This window comes from Dellaglioa sp. CoH-55-MRSF-8, assembly GCF_056782195.1.
Window position 1 is genome coordinate 1 of sequence record NZ_JBXAYH010000004.1, and the last position, 18,025, is coordinate 18,025.

Sequence of the window (18,025 nt, forward strand, 5' to 3'; positions counted from 1 at the left end):
TGTCTCCGATTGAATATCGAAAACATACCGACCAGATGATCGCTTAATATTTACTCCAACTTTTGGGGTTCACTTCAGAACCTGCTTAATCACTTTTTTGTTTAGACATTTTGTTCAAATGAAAGTTCAATTAAATATTTATCATGATGTGTCAGATACACGGTTGTTACCCAGACGTCCATATAGTCAGGGATGGAATGATCTAATTTATCGTTAAAGTAATCTAATAAATCACCGTGTTTTGAAACGAAATCATCAGTGAGACGATTAACAGTTAGTTTATCTGGTAAAAAATAAATATCAGCATCAGCTACTTTGACGCTTCCTGGTATGACGAGGGTTATTGAATTAGTATAGGTCAAGCGTGAAAAGAAAACGTCTTCTGGATGTCGTCTGACATAAGATAAGACGAAGAATATAGAATCTGAATTACTAGCCATAAGTGACACTCCCCATCTAAATGATTTACTTCATTATACCAATTTAAACGAAAATGTTTTGATTTATTTTATTATAGTCGTAGACAGACTAAATTTAAAAATATATTTTAGGTTTTTACTTAGGTAAAATCTTAATGGTAGCGTATACTTGAAGGTACAAATATAAACCATTTTATGGAGGTGCAGGCGATGAAGACAGTTCATTTTTATTTAGTAAGACATGGTCAAACACGATTGAACAGATTAAAGAGGCTACAAGGCGTGACTAATTCTCGTCTGACACACAAGGGGCGAGAGGCAGCTAGAAATTTGGGAACACAATTAAAAGATGTCTATTTTGAAGCCGTGTACACAAGTGACTTAAAACGAACGCAAGATACTGCGGACTTTATTCTTGAAAAGCATGACTCTTCGTTTGAATTTCAACCATTAAGAGGACTTCGAGAAGTCGATTTTGGTCGACTAGAAGAGATGAAAAATAAAGATTTAATTCCAATGCTTGTTAAAAAATTTGGTTTTTTTAAAGTGAGTCAGGCCGTTTTAGGGCATAATCGCTTTAGAAACTTAGTAAATATGTTCGCAGAGCTTGAAGGAACTAGCCAAGCTGAAACATATGATAAGATGACTAGTCGAATAATTGATACATTAACGGATATTGGGAATCAGTACCAGACGCAGGGAGGAAATATTTTAATTGTGTCTCATGGTCTTGTGTTATCAAGTTTTATCGACAGCTTAGAAAAAAATCAACTTCCAACGATGCTCTTGAAGAATGCTAGTGTTAGTAACGTTGATTTTAAAAAAGGTAAATTTACAATTGTGAAGATTAATCAAAAGGGGTGATTACGATTGCTATATCCTAAAACGATAAATAAAATTCGACAGTTAGTTAATGATGGTATTGTTCCTGGTGCTTCATATGGGGTTATCCATCATAATACAATTAGCAATCAAAACTATTTGGGATATTCGCAATTAGTCCCTGAAACTGAACAATTAGCTGACAATGCACTTTACGACGTTGCATCACTAACTAAAGTGATAGGAACAACAACTCTTATTTTAAAATTACAAGAAGAGGGTCGTTTGAATGTTGATGATTCCGTAAAAAAATACCTACCAAATTATCAGGACGAACGGGTGACTTTACGGCATATGTTGACGCATACGGCAGATTTTCAAGGGTATATTAAAAATCGAAATCAATTATCGGAACCAGATTTAAAACAAGCACTATTCGGACTAAGTAATGGTGAAAATCTTGGAAAAAAAGTTATTTATAGTGATATCGGACTAATTTTTTTAGGATATATTATTGAAAGTATTTTAAAAATTCCTGTTCAGCAAGCATTGCAGCAAGAAGTCTTAAATCCCTTAGGATTAACTGATAGTACTTTTAGTCCAAATATCTCAAGAAGTGTTCCAACTGAGATTATTCCTGACTTAGGTCTTTTAAAGGGTATTGTTCATGACCCCAAAGCACGGATTTTAAAAGAACATTGTGGATCGGCAGGGTTATTTTCCACTGTATCCGACTTATTACGATTTATGCAGTGGTTTATGTCAGATGGTCCTGAACGTCCAGTATTACGGCCGGAGACGACGCAAATGTTATTCTCAGATCAAACACCTACAAGAAGCTTGGGTCGTTCACTTGGCTGGGATCTTCGTGGAGATGGCGATTGCTTATCTGTCTATCATACTGGTTATACAGGAACATTTATAATAATGGATCAATCCATGCAAGACGGGTTGGTTGTCTTAACGAATAGGGTACATCCGACGAGTGATAATAGTCTCTATTTGGTAAAACGAGATGAAATTATAGAAAGCTTTTTAACGGAAAAAGCTGGATTGTAACCGATTAACATTCAAAAATGTAACCGCTTATGATAAAATAAACCAATAATATGTTTAACGAAGGAGAGAGCAACTAATGACAGAACCTTTATTCTTAAAACCTGTATTACAAGAAAAAATTTGGGGTGGTGATCATCTTAAAACGGTCTTTGGATATGATATTCCAAGTAATCATACTGGTGAACTTTGGGCTATTTCCGCACACTCACATGGCCCAAGTACTGTTTTGAATGGTCCATTTGCTGGCAAAACATTGAATGAAGTCTGGGATTCAAATCGTGAAGTTTTTGGTAATGCTAAAGGGGATGTTTTTCCACTTCTAACTAAAATTTTAGATGCTAATCAAGATTTATCAGTTCAAGTACATCCGGATGATACTTATGCAATGCAACATGAGCATGAACTTGGTAAAACAGAATGTTGGTATGTTATTTCAGCCGAACCTGGGGCAGAACTTATTTATGGGCACCATGCTAAAACACGTGAAGAATTAGCGGAAATGATTCATGACGAAAGATGGGATGATTTATTTACGCATGTACCTGTTAAAGCGGGAGATTTCTTTTATGTTCCTAGTGGTACAATTCATGCCATTGGTTCTGGTGTGATGGTCCTTGAAACGCAACAAAGTAGTGATACAACATATCGTGTTTACGATTTTGACCGTGTGGATGCAACAACGGGTAAGAAGCGTGACTTGCATATTCAACAATCGATTGATGTTACTAATGTGCCTAATAAAGTTCCTGAACTCGATATTCAAACAAAAATGGTCGGGGATGCCAAAGTAACAACCTTTGTTAAAACACCATTCTTTAGTGTTTATGAATGGTTGATTTCAAACGGATCAGCAAATTTTAAAAGAACAGTCGCACCTTATACTCTTGTTTCAGTTTTAAAAGGTGAAGGTCAGATTAAAGTCGATGATAAAATATATGATTTAAAAATGGGTATGCATTTTATTTTACCAAACGAAGTTAAAGAATGGACAATTACAGGTGATATGCAAATTATTGCATCAGAACCTGGAGAAAAAGCATAAAAAAATAAAGATTCAAACAATAATATACTATTGTTTGAATCTTTATTTTTTTACTAAAATGTTGGTTCGATAACGAGTGCTTCTTGTTGACTAAAATCAACATCTGGATATTTACGATGCAACGCAAGCAGTAGTAGACGTTTAGCTAATTCACCATTTCTTGTTAAGATTGGGCCATGGAAATATGAACCAAAAACGTTTTTGTAAATGACACCTTCTGAAGCATCACTACCATTATTACCTTTACCTTTTAACACTTTACCAAGTGGTCGTTCATCTTTACCGAGGAAGGTCATCCCGTTATGATTTTCAAAACCATGGTAAGTTTCACCGGTATCTTCATTTTGAATCGTAATATCTCCGATAAAACGATTGTCATCTTGTGTCTCTGTATAATGACTCATTGCACCAATGCCAGGAATTTTTTCACCATCAGCACCGACATAATATTGACCAAGTAATTGGTAACCGCCACAAATTGCGAGGAGGGGACCGTTATCTTCAATATAGTCGGTTAAGGCCTCTTTTTTGTCTTGAATATCTTTTGAGACAATTTTTTGTTCGAAATCTTGTCCACCACCAAAGAAAGTTAAGTCAAAATGATCTTTGTCAAAAGGTTGATCTAAACTGATGACTTCAGTTTGTAAGTCAGTATCCATTTGCTTGGCATAATATTCTAACACCAATAGGTTACCAACATCACCATAAGTATTTAATAAGTCACCATATAAATGGGCGACGTTTAAATGATATTTTGCCATTATTACATGCCCTCCTTGATATAACCATCATTAGCGAGTGATTTACGTAACTGTAAAACAGCTGTATAAGTGGCTAAAACGTAAATATGTTTTGTGGGGAAGGTTTTAAGTTGTTCGATAACTTTAGCAATGTCAGGTTCTTTAATTAATTGTTCATCTTTGACACCAGCGACCTTAAAACGGAATGAAACATCTTTATAACGTTCACCACCCGTCATGAATTGAGGAATGTTCATTTGTGTTAATTGTTCGAAATTCCCATCCCAAATCCAACTGGTATCAATACCATCTGCGTAATTTGCATTTAATAAGAAGGCCAACGAGAATGGTTCTGTATCTGTTGCAATCATATCTAGTACCTGATCGAGGCCAACTGGATTTTTAACTAAAACTAAGGTAATGTCTTTGTCTTCAACATGGATGACTTCTTGTCGACCAAAGACTTGCTCATCGTCTTCACTTAATGTATTACTAATTGTTGCAGGACCAACATTGAAGACACGACCAACTGCATAAGCAGCAAGGGCGTTGTAGATGTTATATAAACCGCCGACATGAATTTCCATGGGTTGTCCATCAACTATAAAGTGAGATGATGTGGGTGTTTGTTCTAAAAGTGATGTTAATTGGTAGTCTAATTTTGGACGACTAAAATGACAGTTTGGACAATAATATTTCCCGAGATTAGCATACGTACGGGTTTTATAATGTAAGATATGTTGACAAACTGGACAAAGAATCCCATCAGTATTCGTAGGTGCTAAACTTTCTGTTTCCTCTTCATGATTAAAACCGTAGAAAACAAAAGGATTTGGTAATTCAATTGAATGGAAAATGGGTGCATCACCATTTGCAATAATTGTTGCATTGGGTGCTAATTTAATCCCATCAATAATTTTTTTGTAAGTTGTATAAATTTCACCGTAGCGGTCCATTTGATCACGGAAAATATTTGTTAGAACAAATGCTTTAGGCGTGATGTATTGGGTTACTTTAATGACATTTGCTTCATCAACCTCAAGAACAGCAAGAGGACGCTCATTTTTTTTGCGCTTATCCGTTAGAAATGCTGTGATAATACCTTGTTCCATATTTGATCCAGCAGAGTTTGTTAAGATATGGTCATATTTAGCACCTAAAACCTTAACTGTTAAGGCGGTTGTTAAGGTTTTACCGTTGGTTCCAGTGATGACAATAACGTCATAATTAGCACCTAATGTTTTTAAAATTTCTGGATCTAACGCGGCAGTTATTTTGCCGGGTAGAGAGCTACCACCTTTTAGAAAGGTGTGCAAAAACCAATATGATGATTTCCCTGCGACAGTTGCTATTGAGCTTTTTATCGTCATTAAAATATCCTCCGTTTACAGAAAATTGACTACATAGGATAGAATCCACGTCATAGCCTACTTTACTGAATTTATATTATGTCTATAATAGCATAATTACAAAATTCTACATATAAAATGCCTAATATTAAGAAAAAATTTTTATTTAATGAAATCCAAGCTTAAATCGGATATACTTAAAGACGGAAATCTGAAAAACAGAAGAGGTTTATTATGGCGCAATTATTTTTTAAATACGGTGCAATGAATAGTGGTAAGACAATTGAAATCTTAAAAGTTGCGCATAATTATGAAGAACAAAATAAATCAGTTATTATTTTAACAAGTGGTGTGGATGACAGGGATGGTGTTGGATTTGTTTCAAGTCGAATTGGATTGAAACGTGAGGCGACACCTATTTTTGAAGAAACAAATGTCTTTGATTTAGTTCAACAGACTAATTCAAATGCTGCTTGTGTTTTAATAGACGAATCACAATTTCTAAAACAAGCACATATTATTCAATTAGCTAAAATTGTGGATGAATTAAATATTCCAGTTATGGCTTTTGGGTTAAAGAATGATTTTAAAAACGAATTGTTTGAAGGATCAAAATATTTATTATTATATGCTGACAAGATTGAAGAAATGAAAACAATTTGCTGGTTTTGTCATAAAAAGGCCATCATGAATTTACGTATTCATGATGGTAAACCTGTATATGCTGGCGAACAAATTTTAATAGGTGGTAATGAAGATTATTATCCAGTATGTCGTAAACATTATAACAATCCGTTGATGACACAATTACAATAATCAGATAGACTAGAAAGATAAAGAATTAAGAGGAGACAATATAAAATGGATGAAATGTATGATCAATTACAATCAGTTGATGATCGCTATGAAGAATTAGGCGAATTATTGTCTGATCCTGAGATTATTTCAAATAATAATCGGTTTATGGAATTATCAAAAGAAATGGCAAGTATCCGCGAAACAGTTGAGAAATATCGCCAATATAAAGTTGTTGTTCAAGAACTTGCAGATGCTGAAGAAATGCTAGGCGAAAATTTAGATTCTGAAATGGCTGAAATGGCTAAAGAAGAATTATCTGACGCAAAGAAAGCAAAAGCAGCTTTAGAAGAAGAAATTAAGGTACTATTAATTCCTAAGGATCCTAATGATGATAAAAATATTATCATGGAAATTCACGGCGCTGCCGGTGGGGATGAAGCTAGTTTATTTGCTGCAGATTTATTCTCAATGTATTCTAAATACGCTGAGAAGCAAGGTTGGACTGTTGAAATTGTGGATAAAAATGTGACTGAAGTCGGTGGTTTTAAAGAAATTGTCCTGTTGATTAATGGTGATAGTGTCTTTTCTAAGCTGAAATATGAAAGTGGTGCACATCGAGTTCAACGAATTCCATCAACAGAATCAGCTGGACGTGTGCATACTTCTACTGCAACAGTAGGTGTTATGCCTGAAGCAGAAGATGTTGAAATTGAAATTGATGCAAAAGATATTAGAACGGATGTTTATCGTTCTTCTGGTGCCGGTGGACAACATGTTAATAAGACATCATCTGCTGTCCGAATGACCCATTTACCAACAAACATTGTTGTAGCTATGCAAGATGAACGTTCACAACAACAAAATCGTGAAAAAGCTATGAAAATTTTGAAGGCTCGAGTTTATGATTTCTATTCACAACAAGAACAAAGTGCTTACAATGAAAATAGAAAATCAGCTGTTGGATCAGGGGACCGTTCAGAACGAATTAGAACTTATAATTTCCCTCAAAATCGTGTGACTGATCATCGAATTGGATTATCATTGAATAAATTAGATCGTGTTATGAATGGTGAACTTGAAGAAGTAATCGATTCATTGATTTTATATGATCAAACACAAAAAATGGAAAAGTTGCAAGAAAATGACTAATCCAACCTACTATGAAGCCTTGAAATGGGCTTCTTTGTGTATAGAGGAACATAAGTTAGAAGTTGAAAGTGGTCAGTGGTTATTATTAGAGCGACTAAGCTGGTCAACGACTGATTTATTAATGAATTATCAAACAAAAATGCCAAAAAATGAGTGGCAACAATATCAGATAGATATTCAGCAATTTTGTGATGGAATGCCGGCACAATACATTATTGGTCATGCCTACTTTTTTGGTATGCAATTGAAAGTGACCGAAGCAACCCTTATTCCGAGACCTGAGACGGAAGAATTGGTAGAATGGATGTTGGAGACATTGCCTGCTAATGAGAAGTTGGTAATTGCTGATATTGGAACCGGTTCTGGAGCAATTGCGATTGCTTTAAAACAACAGCGACCAAATTGGCAAATCTTTGCAAGTGATATTTCTAAAGAAGCAATTACGGTTGCCAAAAAAAATGCACAAGCACAGCAAGTTGATGTAACATTTTTGATTGGAGATTTAACAGAACCTATTCATGAATTGAAAGTGGATGTCATCGTGTCTAATCCACCATACATTGCCGAAAATGAGCGAGATGTGATGGATAAAAGTGTGATTGAACATGAACCGCAAGTCGCATTATTTGCAGCTGAAAATGGTCTAATCTTGTATCGAAGAATGATAGAAGAGGTGGCTCGCTTCACGCAAAAACCAAGAGATATTTTCTTTGAAATAGGGTATCAACAAGAAAACGCCGTGATAAAGATGTTAACAAACGCATTTGAAAATGCAGTTTTAATAGAAGGAAAAAAAGATAGTTTTGATAATCAAAGAATGATTCACGCAAAATTATAAAAGGGGTGTTGAGTTAATGGAAACAATTATTTATCAACCTAATGAAATAGAAACTGCTGCAGAGTTATTAAAGCAAGGACAATTGATCGCATTCCCAACTGAAACAGTGTACGGATTGGGTGCCGATGCGACAAATGAAGAGGCAGTCAAACAAGTGTATGCTGCAAAAGGTCGACCAAGTGATAATCCACTAATCGTACACGTTGCCGATGTAGAGACAGTTCGGGAATATGCACAACCACTTACTGCCAATGTGGAAAAGTTAATTAAAACATTTTGGCCGGGTTCATTGACGCTTATCCTTAAATTAAAAGCAGGAGCTCTTTCAAAGACTGTTACAGGCGGTTTAGAAACTGCAGCCTTTAGAATGCCAGATAACAAAGTTACATTAGATTTTATTATTAAGTCGGGCGTTCCAATTGTTGGCCCTTCAGCTAATACTTCAGGTAAACCTAGTCCAACAATGGCAGAACATGTTGCTCATGATTTGAATGGTAAAATTGCTGGTATCATTGATGATGGGCAAACAAAAGTAGGGGTGGAGTCAACTGTCTTAGACATGAGTACAGATGAACCAACAATTTTGAGACCTGGAGCAGTTACTCAGTCACAAATTGAGGATGTAATTGGACACGTTAGTGATGATACACATGAAGTTGCCGAAGGAGAAACGCCAAAAGCACCTGGGATGAAGTATCGACATTATGCACCAAGAGCACAAGTTGTGATTGTTGATTCAACACAAAATTGGTCAGATATTTTAGACTGGGTCGCTAAACAAGATATTGCAATCGGATTAATGGCAAAAGAAGGTCAAATTGATACGGATCAGATACCTAAGAATAGTGGCTATTCTTCTTTAGGAAAAACAATTGAATCAGCAAGCCAATCACTTTTTGACGGTTTACGCTACTTCGATGACAACCCTAATGTTCAAATGATTTTAGTTGAAGGGTTTGATAAAAAGGGATTGGGTGTTGCTTACATGAACCGTCTTGAAAAAGCAGCAAGTAGCCAAAATATTGTTGAACTTATGGATGCTGAAAAAGTGAAATATAAACAACAGGATAAAGAATTGTGGGATGCAATCGCTCATGAAGAAAAACGCCAAGAGGACAATATTGAATTAATTGCGTCTGAAAATATCGTTTCTGATGCTGTACGTGCTGCACAAGGTAGCGTGTTAACCAATAAGTATGCTGAAGGGTATCCTAATAAGCGTTACTACGGTGGTTGTGAGTATATTGATGTAGTTGAACAATTAGCTATTGATCGTGCTAAGGCACTATTCCATGCTGAATATGCCAATGTACAACCACATTCTGGTTCACAAGCTAATATGGCCGTTTACCAGGCATTTTTAGAACCTCAAGATAAGATTTTAGGAATGAAATTAAACGATGGTGGACATTTAACGCATGGTTCACCAGTAAATTTCTCAGGTGAATTGTACAATTTTGTTAGTTATGGTGTTGATTCTAAAACAGAACGTTTAAATTATGATGCTATTCGAGAGATAGCACTTAAAGAAAAACCTAAAATGATTATTGCTGGAGCCTCAGCTTATAGTCGAATGATCGACTTTACAAAATTTAGAGCAATCGCTGATGAAGTTGGCGCCTATTTAATGGTAGATATGGCTCATATTGCTGGTCTTGTAGCTACTGGACTGCATCCAAATCCCGTAGATGTAGCTGATGTTGTTACGACAACAACGCATAAAACGTTACGTGGCCCTCGTGGTGGAATGATTCTTGCTAAAGAAAAATATGCTAAAAAACTAAACTCGGCAGTTTTCCCTGGTACACAGGGTGGCCCACTTGAACACGTAATTGCTGGGAAAGCGGCAGCATTCTATGAGGCAGCGCAACCAGCATTTACGGCGTATATGTATCAAGTTGTTCAGAATTCACAAGCAATGGCTGGCGTATTTGCACAGTCAGATTTAGTGAGAGTTATTTCTGGTGGAACTGATAATCACTTAATGAACTTAGATGTAACACCTTCTGGGTTAAATGGAAAAGAAGTTCAAAACTTATTAGATCGTGTTCATATTACTGTGAATAAAAATACAATTCCAAATGAATCATTGAGCCCATTTAAAACGTCTGGAATTCGAATTGGAACGCCAGCAATTTCTACTCGTGGGTTTGACAGCGAAGACGTAAAAGTGATTGCAATTCTAATTCTATACGCAATTCAATTTCACGATGATGACGATAAATTAGCCGAAATTGGTTCGCAAGTTTTAGCATTATCTAAAAAGCATCCTATTTCACAAATTAAATACGTTTAAGACTAGTATTTTAGGTAATAATTCGCTAAAATAGAATAGACTAAATTTAAGGGAGTGTTTCGTAATGGGCAAATTTCAAGTGATGGACCATCCGTTAATTCAACACAAATTAACGATTATACGTGATAAGAACTGTGGTACAAAAGAATTTAGAGAAGTTGTTAATGAAATTGCTGAACTAATGGTATATGATGTTTCTCGCGATTTTGCTTTAGAAGATGTTATCGTTGAAACACCTATGGGTAAAACAACACAAAAAACATTGGCTGGTAAGAAAATTGCTATTATTCCTATTTTAAGAGCTGGTTTAGGGATGGTTGATGGTATTTTGGAATTATTACCAGCAGCTAAAGTTGGACATATTGGTATGTACCGTGATGAAACAACATTCCAACCAACAGAATATTTTGTAAAAATGCCTGAAGATATTGCTAGTCGTGATCTTCTTGTAGTAGACCCAATGCTTGCTACTGGTGGTTCTGCTATTATGGCAGTTGATGCATTGAAGAAGCGCGGCGCAAAGACAATTAAGTTTGTTTGTCTTGTTGCGGCTCCAGAAGGTGTTGCAGCTTTACGTGAAAAACATCCTGATATTGATATTTATACAGCAGCACTTGATGATCACTTGAATGAAGATGGCTACATTGTCCCAGGTTTGGGCGATGCAGGTGATCGATTGTTTGGTACGAAATAAATTAAATGAATGGCCCTTAGAATGCTTATGCGTAAGCCGTCTAGGTGTCATTTTTTTTAATGTGAAAAAAAACTCAAAATAAGTCAGAATTTCTTTTGTATTTTATTTCAATTGGTGGTATGATTTCTTTTGTAATTGGAGAATATTTATAAAGTTATTCTCTTTAATTTATACCGTTTTATACGGTCAAATAAAAGTTTGGAAAGAGGTGAAATTCTGTGGATGGAGATGCTTTCGTTGTGAATTTTTATGGCCTACCTTTCAATATTACGAATGTCGTTTCCGGTTTACTTGCATGTGTGATTGTCGCGATGATAGCTATTGTATTATCGAGAAGACTGACCATGAAACCGACTGGTAGACAAAATGTTTTGGAATGGCTCATTGATTTCACCAATGGGATTGTTAAAAGCGCAATGCCAGGAAAAGAAGGTAAGAAGTTTAATTTATTAGCATTTACGTTATTCTTATTTATCTTTGTATCTAACCAAATGGGTTTATTTTTACAAATAGGTTTTGGCGACAAGACGTTGATTAAAAGTCCAACGTCGAGTCCGCTAACGACACTAACGTTTGCATTTTTGATTCTGCTATTATCACATTTTATGGGTGTTATTCAATTCGGATTTAAGGGATATATTAAAAATTCCTATTTGAGTCCAGTTGCATTTCTTTTACCTATTAACTTGATTGAAGAATTTACAAATTTGCTAACATTAGCTCTTCGTTTGTACGGAAACATTTACGCTGGGGAAGTATTATTAACGTTAATTGGTGGTGCAGTTTCTATGGGCCCATTAATGACTATCGTGGCTTTACCAGTTGAAATGATCTGGCAAGGATTCTCTCTGTTTATCGGAAGTATCCAAGCTTACGTATTCGTAACATTGTCAATGGTTTATATCGGTGGAAAAGTACAAAAAGAATAAAACAAGATATCTAAGGAGGAAACAATTATTATGGGATTATTAGCAGCAGGTATTGCAGCTGGTTTAGCCGCTGTCGCAACAGGTATTGGTAATGGTTTAGTTATTTCTAAAACAATCGAAGGTATGGCTCGCCAACCAGAATTATCTGGTCAATTACGTTCAACAATGTTTATTGGTGTTGGTTTGATTGAAGCCGTTCCTATTATTGCTATCGTTATTTCATTCTTATTGATGGCTAAATAATTTTTGAAATTAAGTTTGATTCTTCGTTGATACAACGAAATATATTAATTTTAAAAAGGAGGTGTCAATAGATGTTTTCAGATTTAGTTTTCGGTGCAGTTGGTAATTTTCAAACTGGTGATTTCTTATTCTATATTATTTCGTTTGTTATTTTGATGTTAATCATCAAACACTTTGCATGGGGTCCTGTCACAAAAATGATGAGTGACCGTGCAGATAAAATTGCAAATGATTTAGATTCTGCTGAAGATTCAAGAAAAAAAGCCGATATTTTGGCAACTGAACGACAAGACCAATTAGATAATTCACGTCAAGAAGCATCTGAAATTGTTAGTCGTGCAAAAGATAACGGTAAAAAGCAACATGATGATATCGTTTCTGGAGCTCAAGATGAAGCAACGACGTTGAAACAAAATGCTGTTAAAGATATTGAACAAGAACGCCAAGAAGTATTGAGTAGCGTTCAAAGTGATGTCGCTGAATTATCTATTGAAATTGCTTCTAAGATTATTCAAAAAGAATTAAATGAGAATGATCAAAAAAACTTAATCAATTCTTATATTGAAGGGTTGGTAAAGTAAAATGAAATTAGATAAGGCAACCGTTGCCAATCGTTACGGTGAAGCCATCTTTGAAATTGCTGATGAACAAGGTAATATTGTTGCCTTTTCTGAAGAATTAGAGGAAGTTAGACAAGTTTTTCTTGCTAATCCACAATTGAGTGAAGTGCTTGTTGATGCACGTCTTAATTTGTTAGAAAAGCAAGACCTTGTTAAGGTCTTACTCAAAGATGCATCTCCAATTATTGCAAACGTTATCCAAATGGTCTTTGATTATGGTCGAATGGGTGATATGGTTGGAATAATTGAAGAATTCGAACGATTATGCGATGTTAAAGAAAAAATTGTACATGCAACCGTTACAACTGCAATTGAGCTTGATGATAGTCAATTAACGAAATTATCAAGTAAGTTTGCAGAAAGAATCGGTGCAAATAAGATAGTATTTAACAATATTATTGATGAAAAAATTATTGGTGGCGTTATTATTGAAGCCAATAATCAGATTTTTGATGGATCAATTTCATCAAAAATCAACAAAGTAAAACGATTATTAGCGGAGTAACATATTAAAGTAGTTAAGAGGTGAACCTTGTATGAGCATTAAAGCTGAAGAAATCAGTGCTTTAATTAAAGAACAATTGGAACAATATAAAGACGAACTTATCGTTGATGAAGTAGGTACCGTTACTTATGTTGGTGATGGTATTGCTCGTGCACACGGTTTGGATAACGCTTTATCAGGAGAATTGTTAGAATTTTCTGACGGTACTTATGGTATGGCTCAAAATCTAGAAACAAACGATGTTGGTATCGTTATTTTAGGTGGCTATGAAGGTATCCGTGAAGGCGACGTTGTCAAACGTACGGGTAGAATCATGGAAGTTCCTGTTGGTGAAGAACTTATCGGACGTGTTGTTAATCCTTTAGGCCAACCCATCGATGGTAAAGGTGATCTTAAGACAAACAAAACTCGTCCAGTCGAAAAAAAGGCTCCAGGAGTTATGGATCGTAAGTCAGTTGATCAACCTTTACAAACTGGACTTAAAGCTATTGATGCTTTAGTTCCAATTGGCCGTGGACAACGTGAATTGATTATTGGTGATCGTAAGACTGGTAAAACATCAGTTGCTATTGATACGATTTTAAATCAAAAAGATCAAGACATGATTTGTATCTATGTTGCTATTGGACAAAAAGAATCAACTGTTAGCGCACAAGTGGAAACGTTACGTCGATTAGGCGCAATGGACTACACAATTGTCGTTAGTGCTGGTCCTGCTTCTCCCGCACCATTATTATGGTTAGCTCCATATACTGGTTCAGCAATGGGTGAAGAATTCATGTATAACGGTAAACATGTCTTGATTGTATTTGATGATTTATCAAAACAAGCAACGGCTTACCGTGAACTGTCATTAATTTTGAGACGTCCGCCGGGTCGTGAAGCTTATCCTGGTGATGTTTTCTACTTACATTCACGTTTACTTGAACGTGCAGCTAAGTTAAGTGATGAATTGGGTGGTGGTTCAATGACTGCTCTTCCATTTATCGAAACACAGGCTGGTGATGTTTCTGCATATATTCCTACTAACGTAATTTCGATTACTGATGGTCAAATTTTCTTGGATAGTGATTTATTCTATTCAGGTACTCGTCCAGCTATTGATGCTGGTACATCAGTTTCTCGTGTTGGTGGGTCAGCTCAAATTAAAGCAATGAAGAAAGTTGCCGGAAGCCTTCGTTTGGCTCTTGCATCATTCCGAGAATTAGAATCATTTTCTCAATTTGGTTCTGATTTAGATGCCGCAACACAAGCTAAATTAAATCGTGGACATCGTACGGTTGAAGTACTTAAACAACCATTACACAAGCCATTAGTTGTTGAAAAACAAGTTTTAATTTTATATGCATTAACACATGGATTCTTGGATTCAGTTCCTGTTGATGATATTCTTCGTTTTGAAGGTGAAATTTTTGATTTCTTTGATAATAATCATAGTGATCTTTTAAATCACATCAAAGAAACAGGTAATTTACCTGACGAAGATAAATTTGATGCTGCAATCAAAGACTTTTCAGAAGGTTTCCAAGTAACTCCTGAAAAAGCGTAAACTAAAAGTAAATGAAAGATGGTGAGAATTAATGGGTGCTTCATTAATGGAAGTAAAGCGTCGAATCGTTTCAACTAAGAAAACGGGACAAATAACTGGCGCAATGCAAGTTGTTTCGACTGCTAAGTTAAGCCAAATTCAGCGTCATACTCAAAGTTATCAGATATATGCTTCTAAAATTAGAAGTGTCATTACCCATCTTGCCCAATCTCACCTTTTAGATGCTAAAGCTGGAAAATCAAAGCAATCATCTGAGAATGATAGTTCAAAATTTTCAGGTTTTGATATGTTACAAAAGAGACCTGTTAAAAAAAGTGGTTATTTAATTATTACTTCTGATCGTGGTTTAGTTGGTAGTTACAATAGTAACGTAATTAAACAAACATTAGATTTGATGAAGCAAAATGGCCATACTGTAGATAATGCTGTTATTATTGCTGTTGGTGGTACTGGTGCTGACTTCTTTAAAAATAGAGGATATGAGGTTGCCTACGAATACCGTGGTGTAAGTGATATTCCAACGTTTATTGAGGTTCGTGAAATCGTTAAATCAGTAGTAACAATGTATAACAGTGAAGTTTATGATGAATTATTTGTTTGTTATAATCATTTCGTTAATAGTTTACAATCGGACTTTCATTCTGAACAAATGCTTCCTATTTCAGAAGTGAATATGGATACAGATGCAGAAGGTATTGAAACGTCTAATGTGATGGGGAATGAAGATTATGATATGGAACCTTCAGGAGACGCAATTCTTGAAGTTGTTCTACCTCAGTTTGCTGAAAGCTTAGTATATGGTGCGATTTTAGATGCTAAAACAGCTGAACATGCTTCAAGTTCTACAGCAATGAAATCTGCGACAGATAATGCTAAAGATATTATTGCATCATTAGAATTAAAGTATAATCGTGCACGTCAAAGTGCTATTACAACAGAAATTACAGAAATTACTGGTGCAACAGCTGCTTTAGAGTAAAATGACAGGAGGAAATACAGAAGATGAGTCTCGGTAAAGTTGTTCAAGTTATCGGGCCCGTCGTCGATGTACAATTCTCTTTAAACGAAACCTTACCAGATATCAATAATGCGTTAAAAGTTACACGTGAAGATGGAACTGCTCTAATTATCGAAGTTACGCTTGAATTAGGTGACGGAGTTATGAGAACAATCGCCATGGATTCTACGGATGGCTTGCAACGTGGAACAGTTGTTGAAGACACAGGTGCTTCAATTTCTGTCCCTGTTGGTGAAGATACTCTTGGTCGAGTGTTTAACGTTTTAGGAGATACCATTGATGGTGGTCCTGAATTTAATAAAGATGCAGAGCGCAGTAGCATCCATAAAGATGCTCCTAAATATGATGAATTAAGTGCAAGTACTGAGGTTCTTGAAACAGGAATTAAAGTTATTGACTTGTTAGCCCCTTATATTAAAGGTGGTAAAATTGGATTATTCGGTGGTGCCGGTGTTGGTAAAACTGTTTTAATTCAAGAATTAATTCATAATATTGCTCAAGAACATAATGGTATTTCAGTGTTTACCGGTGTTGGTGAACGTACTCGTGAAGGTAATGACCTTTACTTTGAAATGAAAGAATCCGGCGTGTTAGAGAAGACAGCCATGGTGTTTGGTCAGATGAACGAGCCGCCTGGTGCCCGTATGCGTGTTGCATTGACTGGTCTTACAATTGCGGAATATTTCCGTGATGAAAAAGGACAAGATGTGCTATTGTTTATTGATAATATTTTCCGCTTTACACAAGCTGGTTCTGAAGTTTCAGCCTTATTAGGCCGTATTCCTTCAGCCGTAGGTTATCAACCAACATTAGCTACTGAAATGGGTCAATTGCAAGAACGTATCACGTCAACTAAAAAAGGTTCAGTTACATCAATTCAAGCAGTTTATGTTCCAGCTGATGATTATACTGATCCTGCTCCTGCAACGACGTTCGCCCATTTGGATGCAACAACTAACTTGGAACGTAGCTTAACGCAACAAGGTATTTACCCAGCTGTTGATCCTTTGGCTTCAACTTCAAGTGCTTTGACACCTGAAATTGTTGGAGAAGAACATTATCGTGTTGCTACGGAAGTTCAACATACGTTACAACGTTATCGTGAATTACAAGATATTATTTCTATTTTAGGTATGGATGAATTATCTGATGATGAAAAAGTAATTGTAGCACGTGCGCGTCGCATCCAATTCTTCCTTTCACAAAACTTTAATGTTGCCGAACAATTCACAGGAAAACCTGGATCATATGTACCAATTGCTGAAACAGTTCAAGGATTTAAAGATATTCTTGATGGTAAATATGATTCACTTCCTGAAGATGCTTTCAATGGTGTCGGCCCAATCGAAGATGTTATTGAAGCAGCAAATAAAATGGCAAAATAGGGGGTAATAACAGATGGCTGAAGATTCAGTTTTGACCGTTAGTATCGTCACTCCTGATGGTAGTGTTTATGACAATAATGCTAAAATGATTATTGTTAAAACACCCAGCGGGGAAATGGGTATTTTACCCAATCATATTCCAGTTATTGCTTCTCTTGATATTGATGCTGTCAGGGTTAAGGTAAATGATAATGAAGAAGATGAAATTGCCGTAAGTGGTGGATTCATTGAATTTTCAAAAAATGTCGCAACGGTTGTTGCAAATGCAGCAGAATGCCAAGAAGATATTGATGAAAATCGTGCACAGGCTGCTAAAAAAAGAGCTGAGCAGATGATTTCTACTGCAAAACAAACACATAATGTTGATGAACTTAAAAGATCTGAAATTGCACTTAGACGTGCAATCAATCGAATTAATATCTCTAAACATTAATACAAAAGTGGGTGCTGGATTTATTCAGTACCTTTTTTTGTATATACATATTAAATATTTCATTTTTGTTACAAATATTAGCGACAAGTGGTACAAAATATGCTATGCTTATGACGAATAAATTTTAGGAGTGTTTT

General features: G+C 35.7%; 19 protein-coding genes and 1 pseudogene. 17 read left to right on the forward strand and 3 right to left on the reverse strand.

What is annotated here, in order from left to right; translation table 11 throughout:
• Positions 1 to 101: 101 nt before the first annotated feature.
• Positions 102 to 440: a hypothetical protein gene (locus AC1RPW_RS05170; RefSeq protein WP_481761632.1), complete on the reverse strand. Its 339-nt coding sequence runs from the start codon at positions 438 to 440 to the stop codon at positions 102 to 104.
• Positions 441 to 629: 189 nt separating this feature from the next.
• On the opposite strand from AC1RPW_RS05170, the gene AC1RPW_RS05175 reads away from it, so the two are divergent.
• The 3 genes from AC1RPW_RS05175 (at position 630) to manA (ending at position 3,342) form a co-directional block, all read left to right on the forward strand.
• Positions 630 to 1,283 (forward strand): histidine phosphatase family protein, encoded by a 654-nt coding sequence (locus AC1RPW_RS05175; protein WP_409022293.1) that lies wholly within the window; start codon positions 630 to 632, stop codon positions 1,281 to 1,283.
• Positions 1,284 to 1,289: 6 nt separating this feature from the next.
• On the forward strand, positions 1,290 to 2,300 hold the full coding sequence (locus tag AC1RPW_RS05180) for a serine hydrolase domain-containing protein (protein ID WP_481761633.1): 1,011 nt from the start codon (positions 1,290 to 1,292) through the stop codon (positions 2,298 to 2,300).
• Positions 2,301 to 2,376: 76 nt separating this feature from the next.
• Positions 2,377 to 3,342: a mannose-6-phosphate isomerase, class I gene (gene manA / locus AC1RPW_RS05185; protein WP_481761634.1), complete on the forward strand. Its 966-nt coding sequence runs from the start codon at positions 2,377 to 2,379 to the stop codon at positions 3,340 to 3,342.
• A gap of 53 nt (positions 3,343 to 3,395) precedes the next feature.
• Here the strand turns inward: manA and AC1RPW_RS05190 are convergent, their stop codons facing one another.
• Complete coding sequence (locus AC1RPW_RS05190; protein WP_409022296.1) at positions 3,396 to 4,103, reverse strand: type 1 glutamine amidotransferase; 708 nt, start codon at positions 4,101 to 4,103, stop codon at positions 3,396 to 3,398.
• Between the two features lie 2 nt (positions 4,104 to 4,105).
• Positions 4,106 to 5,452 (reverse strand): MurT ligase domain-containing protein, encoded by a 1,347-nt coding sequence (locus AC1RPW_RS05195; protein WP_481761635.1) that lies wholly within the window; start codon positions 5,450 to 5,452, stop codon positions 4,106 to 4,108.
• 213 nt (positions 5,453 to 5,665) lie between these two features.
• Between AC1RPW_RS05195 and AC1RPW_RS05200 the strand changes: the two genes are divergently transcribed.
• The 14 genes and pseudogenes from AC1RPW_RS05200 to AC1RPW_RS05265 all read left to right on the forward strand — a co-directional run bounded on the left by AC1RPW_RS05200 (position 5,666) and on the right by AC1RPW_RS05265 (position 17,888).
• Positions 5,666 to 6,247 carry a thymidine kinase gene (locus tag AC1RPW_RS05200; protein WP_409022298.1) on the forward strand — a complete coding sequence of 194 codons (582 nt, stop codon included), beginning with the start codon at positions 5,666 to 5,668 and terminating at the stop codon, positions 6,245 to 6,247.
• Positions 6,248 to 6,292: 45 nt separating this feature from the next.
• On the forward strand, positions 6,293 to 7,378 hold the full coding sequence (gene prfA, locus AC1RPW_RS05205) for a peptide chain release factor 1 (RefSeq protein WP_409022299.1): 1,086 nt from the start codon (positions 6,293 to 6,295) through the stop codon (positions 7,376 to 7,378).
• Complete coding sequence (gene prmC / locus AC1RPW_RS05210) at positions 7,371 to 8,216, forward strand: peptide chain release factor N(5)-glutamine methyltransferase (protein WP_481761636.1); 846 nt, start codon at positions 7,371 to 7,373, stop codon at positions 8,214 to 8,216. Before prfA ends, prmC begins: the two co-directional genes overlap by 8 nt.
• Before the next feature lie 16 nt (positions 8,217 to 8,232).
• A pseudogene (locus AC1RPW_RS05215) lies at positions 8,233 to 9,216 on the forward strand (L-threonylcarbamoyladenylate synthase); the annotation flags it as partial.
• A gap of 33 nt (positions 9,217 to 9,249) precedes the next feature.
• A complete protein-coding gene (gene glyA / locus AC1RPW_RS05220) occupies positions 9,250 to 10,512 on the forward strand; it encodes a serine hydroxymethyltransferase (RefSeq protein WP_481761720.1) in 1,263 nt (420 codons plus the stop codon).
• Between the two features lie 64 nt (positions 10,513 to 10,576).
• Positions 10,577 to 11,206, forward strand: coding sequence for a uracil phosphoribosyltransferase (upp, locus tag AC1RPW_RS05225; protein WP_409022301.1), 630 nt, complete (start codon positions 10,577 to 10,579; stop codon positions 11,204 to 11,206).
• Positions 11,207 to 11,424: 218 nt separating this feature from the next.
• Positions 11,425 to 12,135, forward strand: a complete 711-nt coding sequence (atpB, locus tag AC1RPW_RS05230; RefSeq protein WP_409022302.1) for a F0F1 ATP synthase subunit A — start codon at positions 11,425 to 11,427, stop codon at positions 12,133 to 12,135.
• Positions 12,136 to 12,165: 30 nt separating this feature from the next.
• Entirely contained in the window at positions 12,166 to 12,378 is a 213-nt protein-coding gene (gene atpE, locus AC1RPW_RS05235) for a F0F1 ATP synthase subunit C (protein ID WP_409022303.1), read from the forward strand.
• Positions 12,379 to 12,449: 71 nt separating this feature from the next.
• Positions 12,450 to 12,959, forward strand: coding sequence for a F0F1 ATP synthase subunit B (atpF, locus tag AC1RPW_RS05240; protein ID WP_409022304.1), 510 nt, complete (start codon positions 12,450 to 12,452; stop codon positions 12,957 to 12,959).
• A gap of 1 nt (position 12,960) precedes the next feature.
• Entirely contained in the window at positions 12,961 to 13,503 is a 543-nt protein-coding gene (atpH, locus tag AC1RPW_RS05245) for an ATP synthase F1 subunit delta (protein ID WP_481761637.1), read from the forward strand.
• A gap of 31 nt (positions 13,504 to 13,534) precedes the next feature.
• Entirely contained in the window at positions 13,535 to 15,052 is a 1,518-nt protein-coding gene (atpA, locus tag AC1RPW_RS05250; RefSeq protein ID WP_481761638.1) for a F0F1 ATP synthase subunit alpha, read from the forward strand.
• A 31-nt stretch (positions 15,053 to 15,083) separates the two neighbouring features.
• Entirely contained in the window at positions 15,084 to 16,031 is a 948-nt protein-coding gene (locus AC1RPW_RS05255; RefSeq protein ID WP_481761639.1) for a F0F1 ATP synthase subunit gamma, read from the forward strand.
• Between the two features lie 23 nt (positions 16,032 to 16,054).
• On the forward strand, positions 16,055 to 17,455 hold the full coding sequence (gene atpD / locus AC1RPW_RS05260; protein WP_409022308.1) for a F0F1 ATP synthase subunit beta: 1,401 nt from the start codon (positions 16,055 to 16,057) through the stop codon (positions 17,453 to 17,455).
• A gap of 13 nt (positions 17,456 to 17,468) precedes the next feature.
• The gene (locus tag AC1RPW_RS05265; protein ID WP_481761640.1) at positions 17,469 to 17,888 is read left to right on the forward strand and encodes a F0F1 ATP synthase subunit epsilon; all 420 of its coding nucleotides are present in this window, start codon (positions 17,469 to 17,471) and stop codon (positions 17,886 to 17,888) included.
• The last annotated feature ends 137 nt before the right edge of the window (positions 17,889 to 18,025 follow it).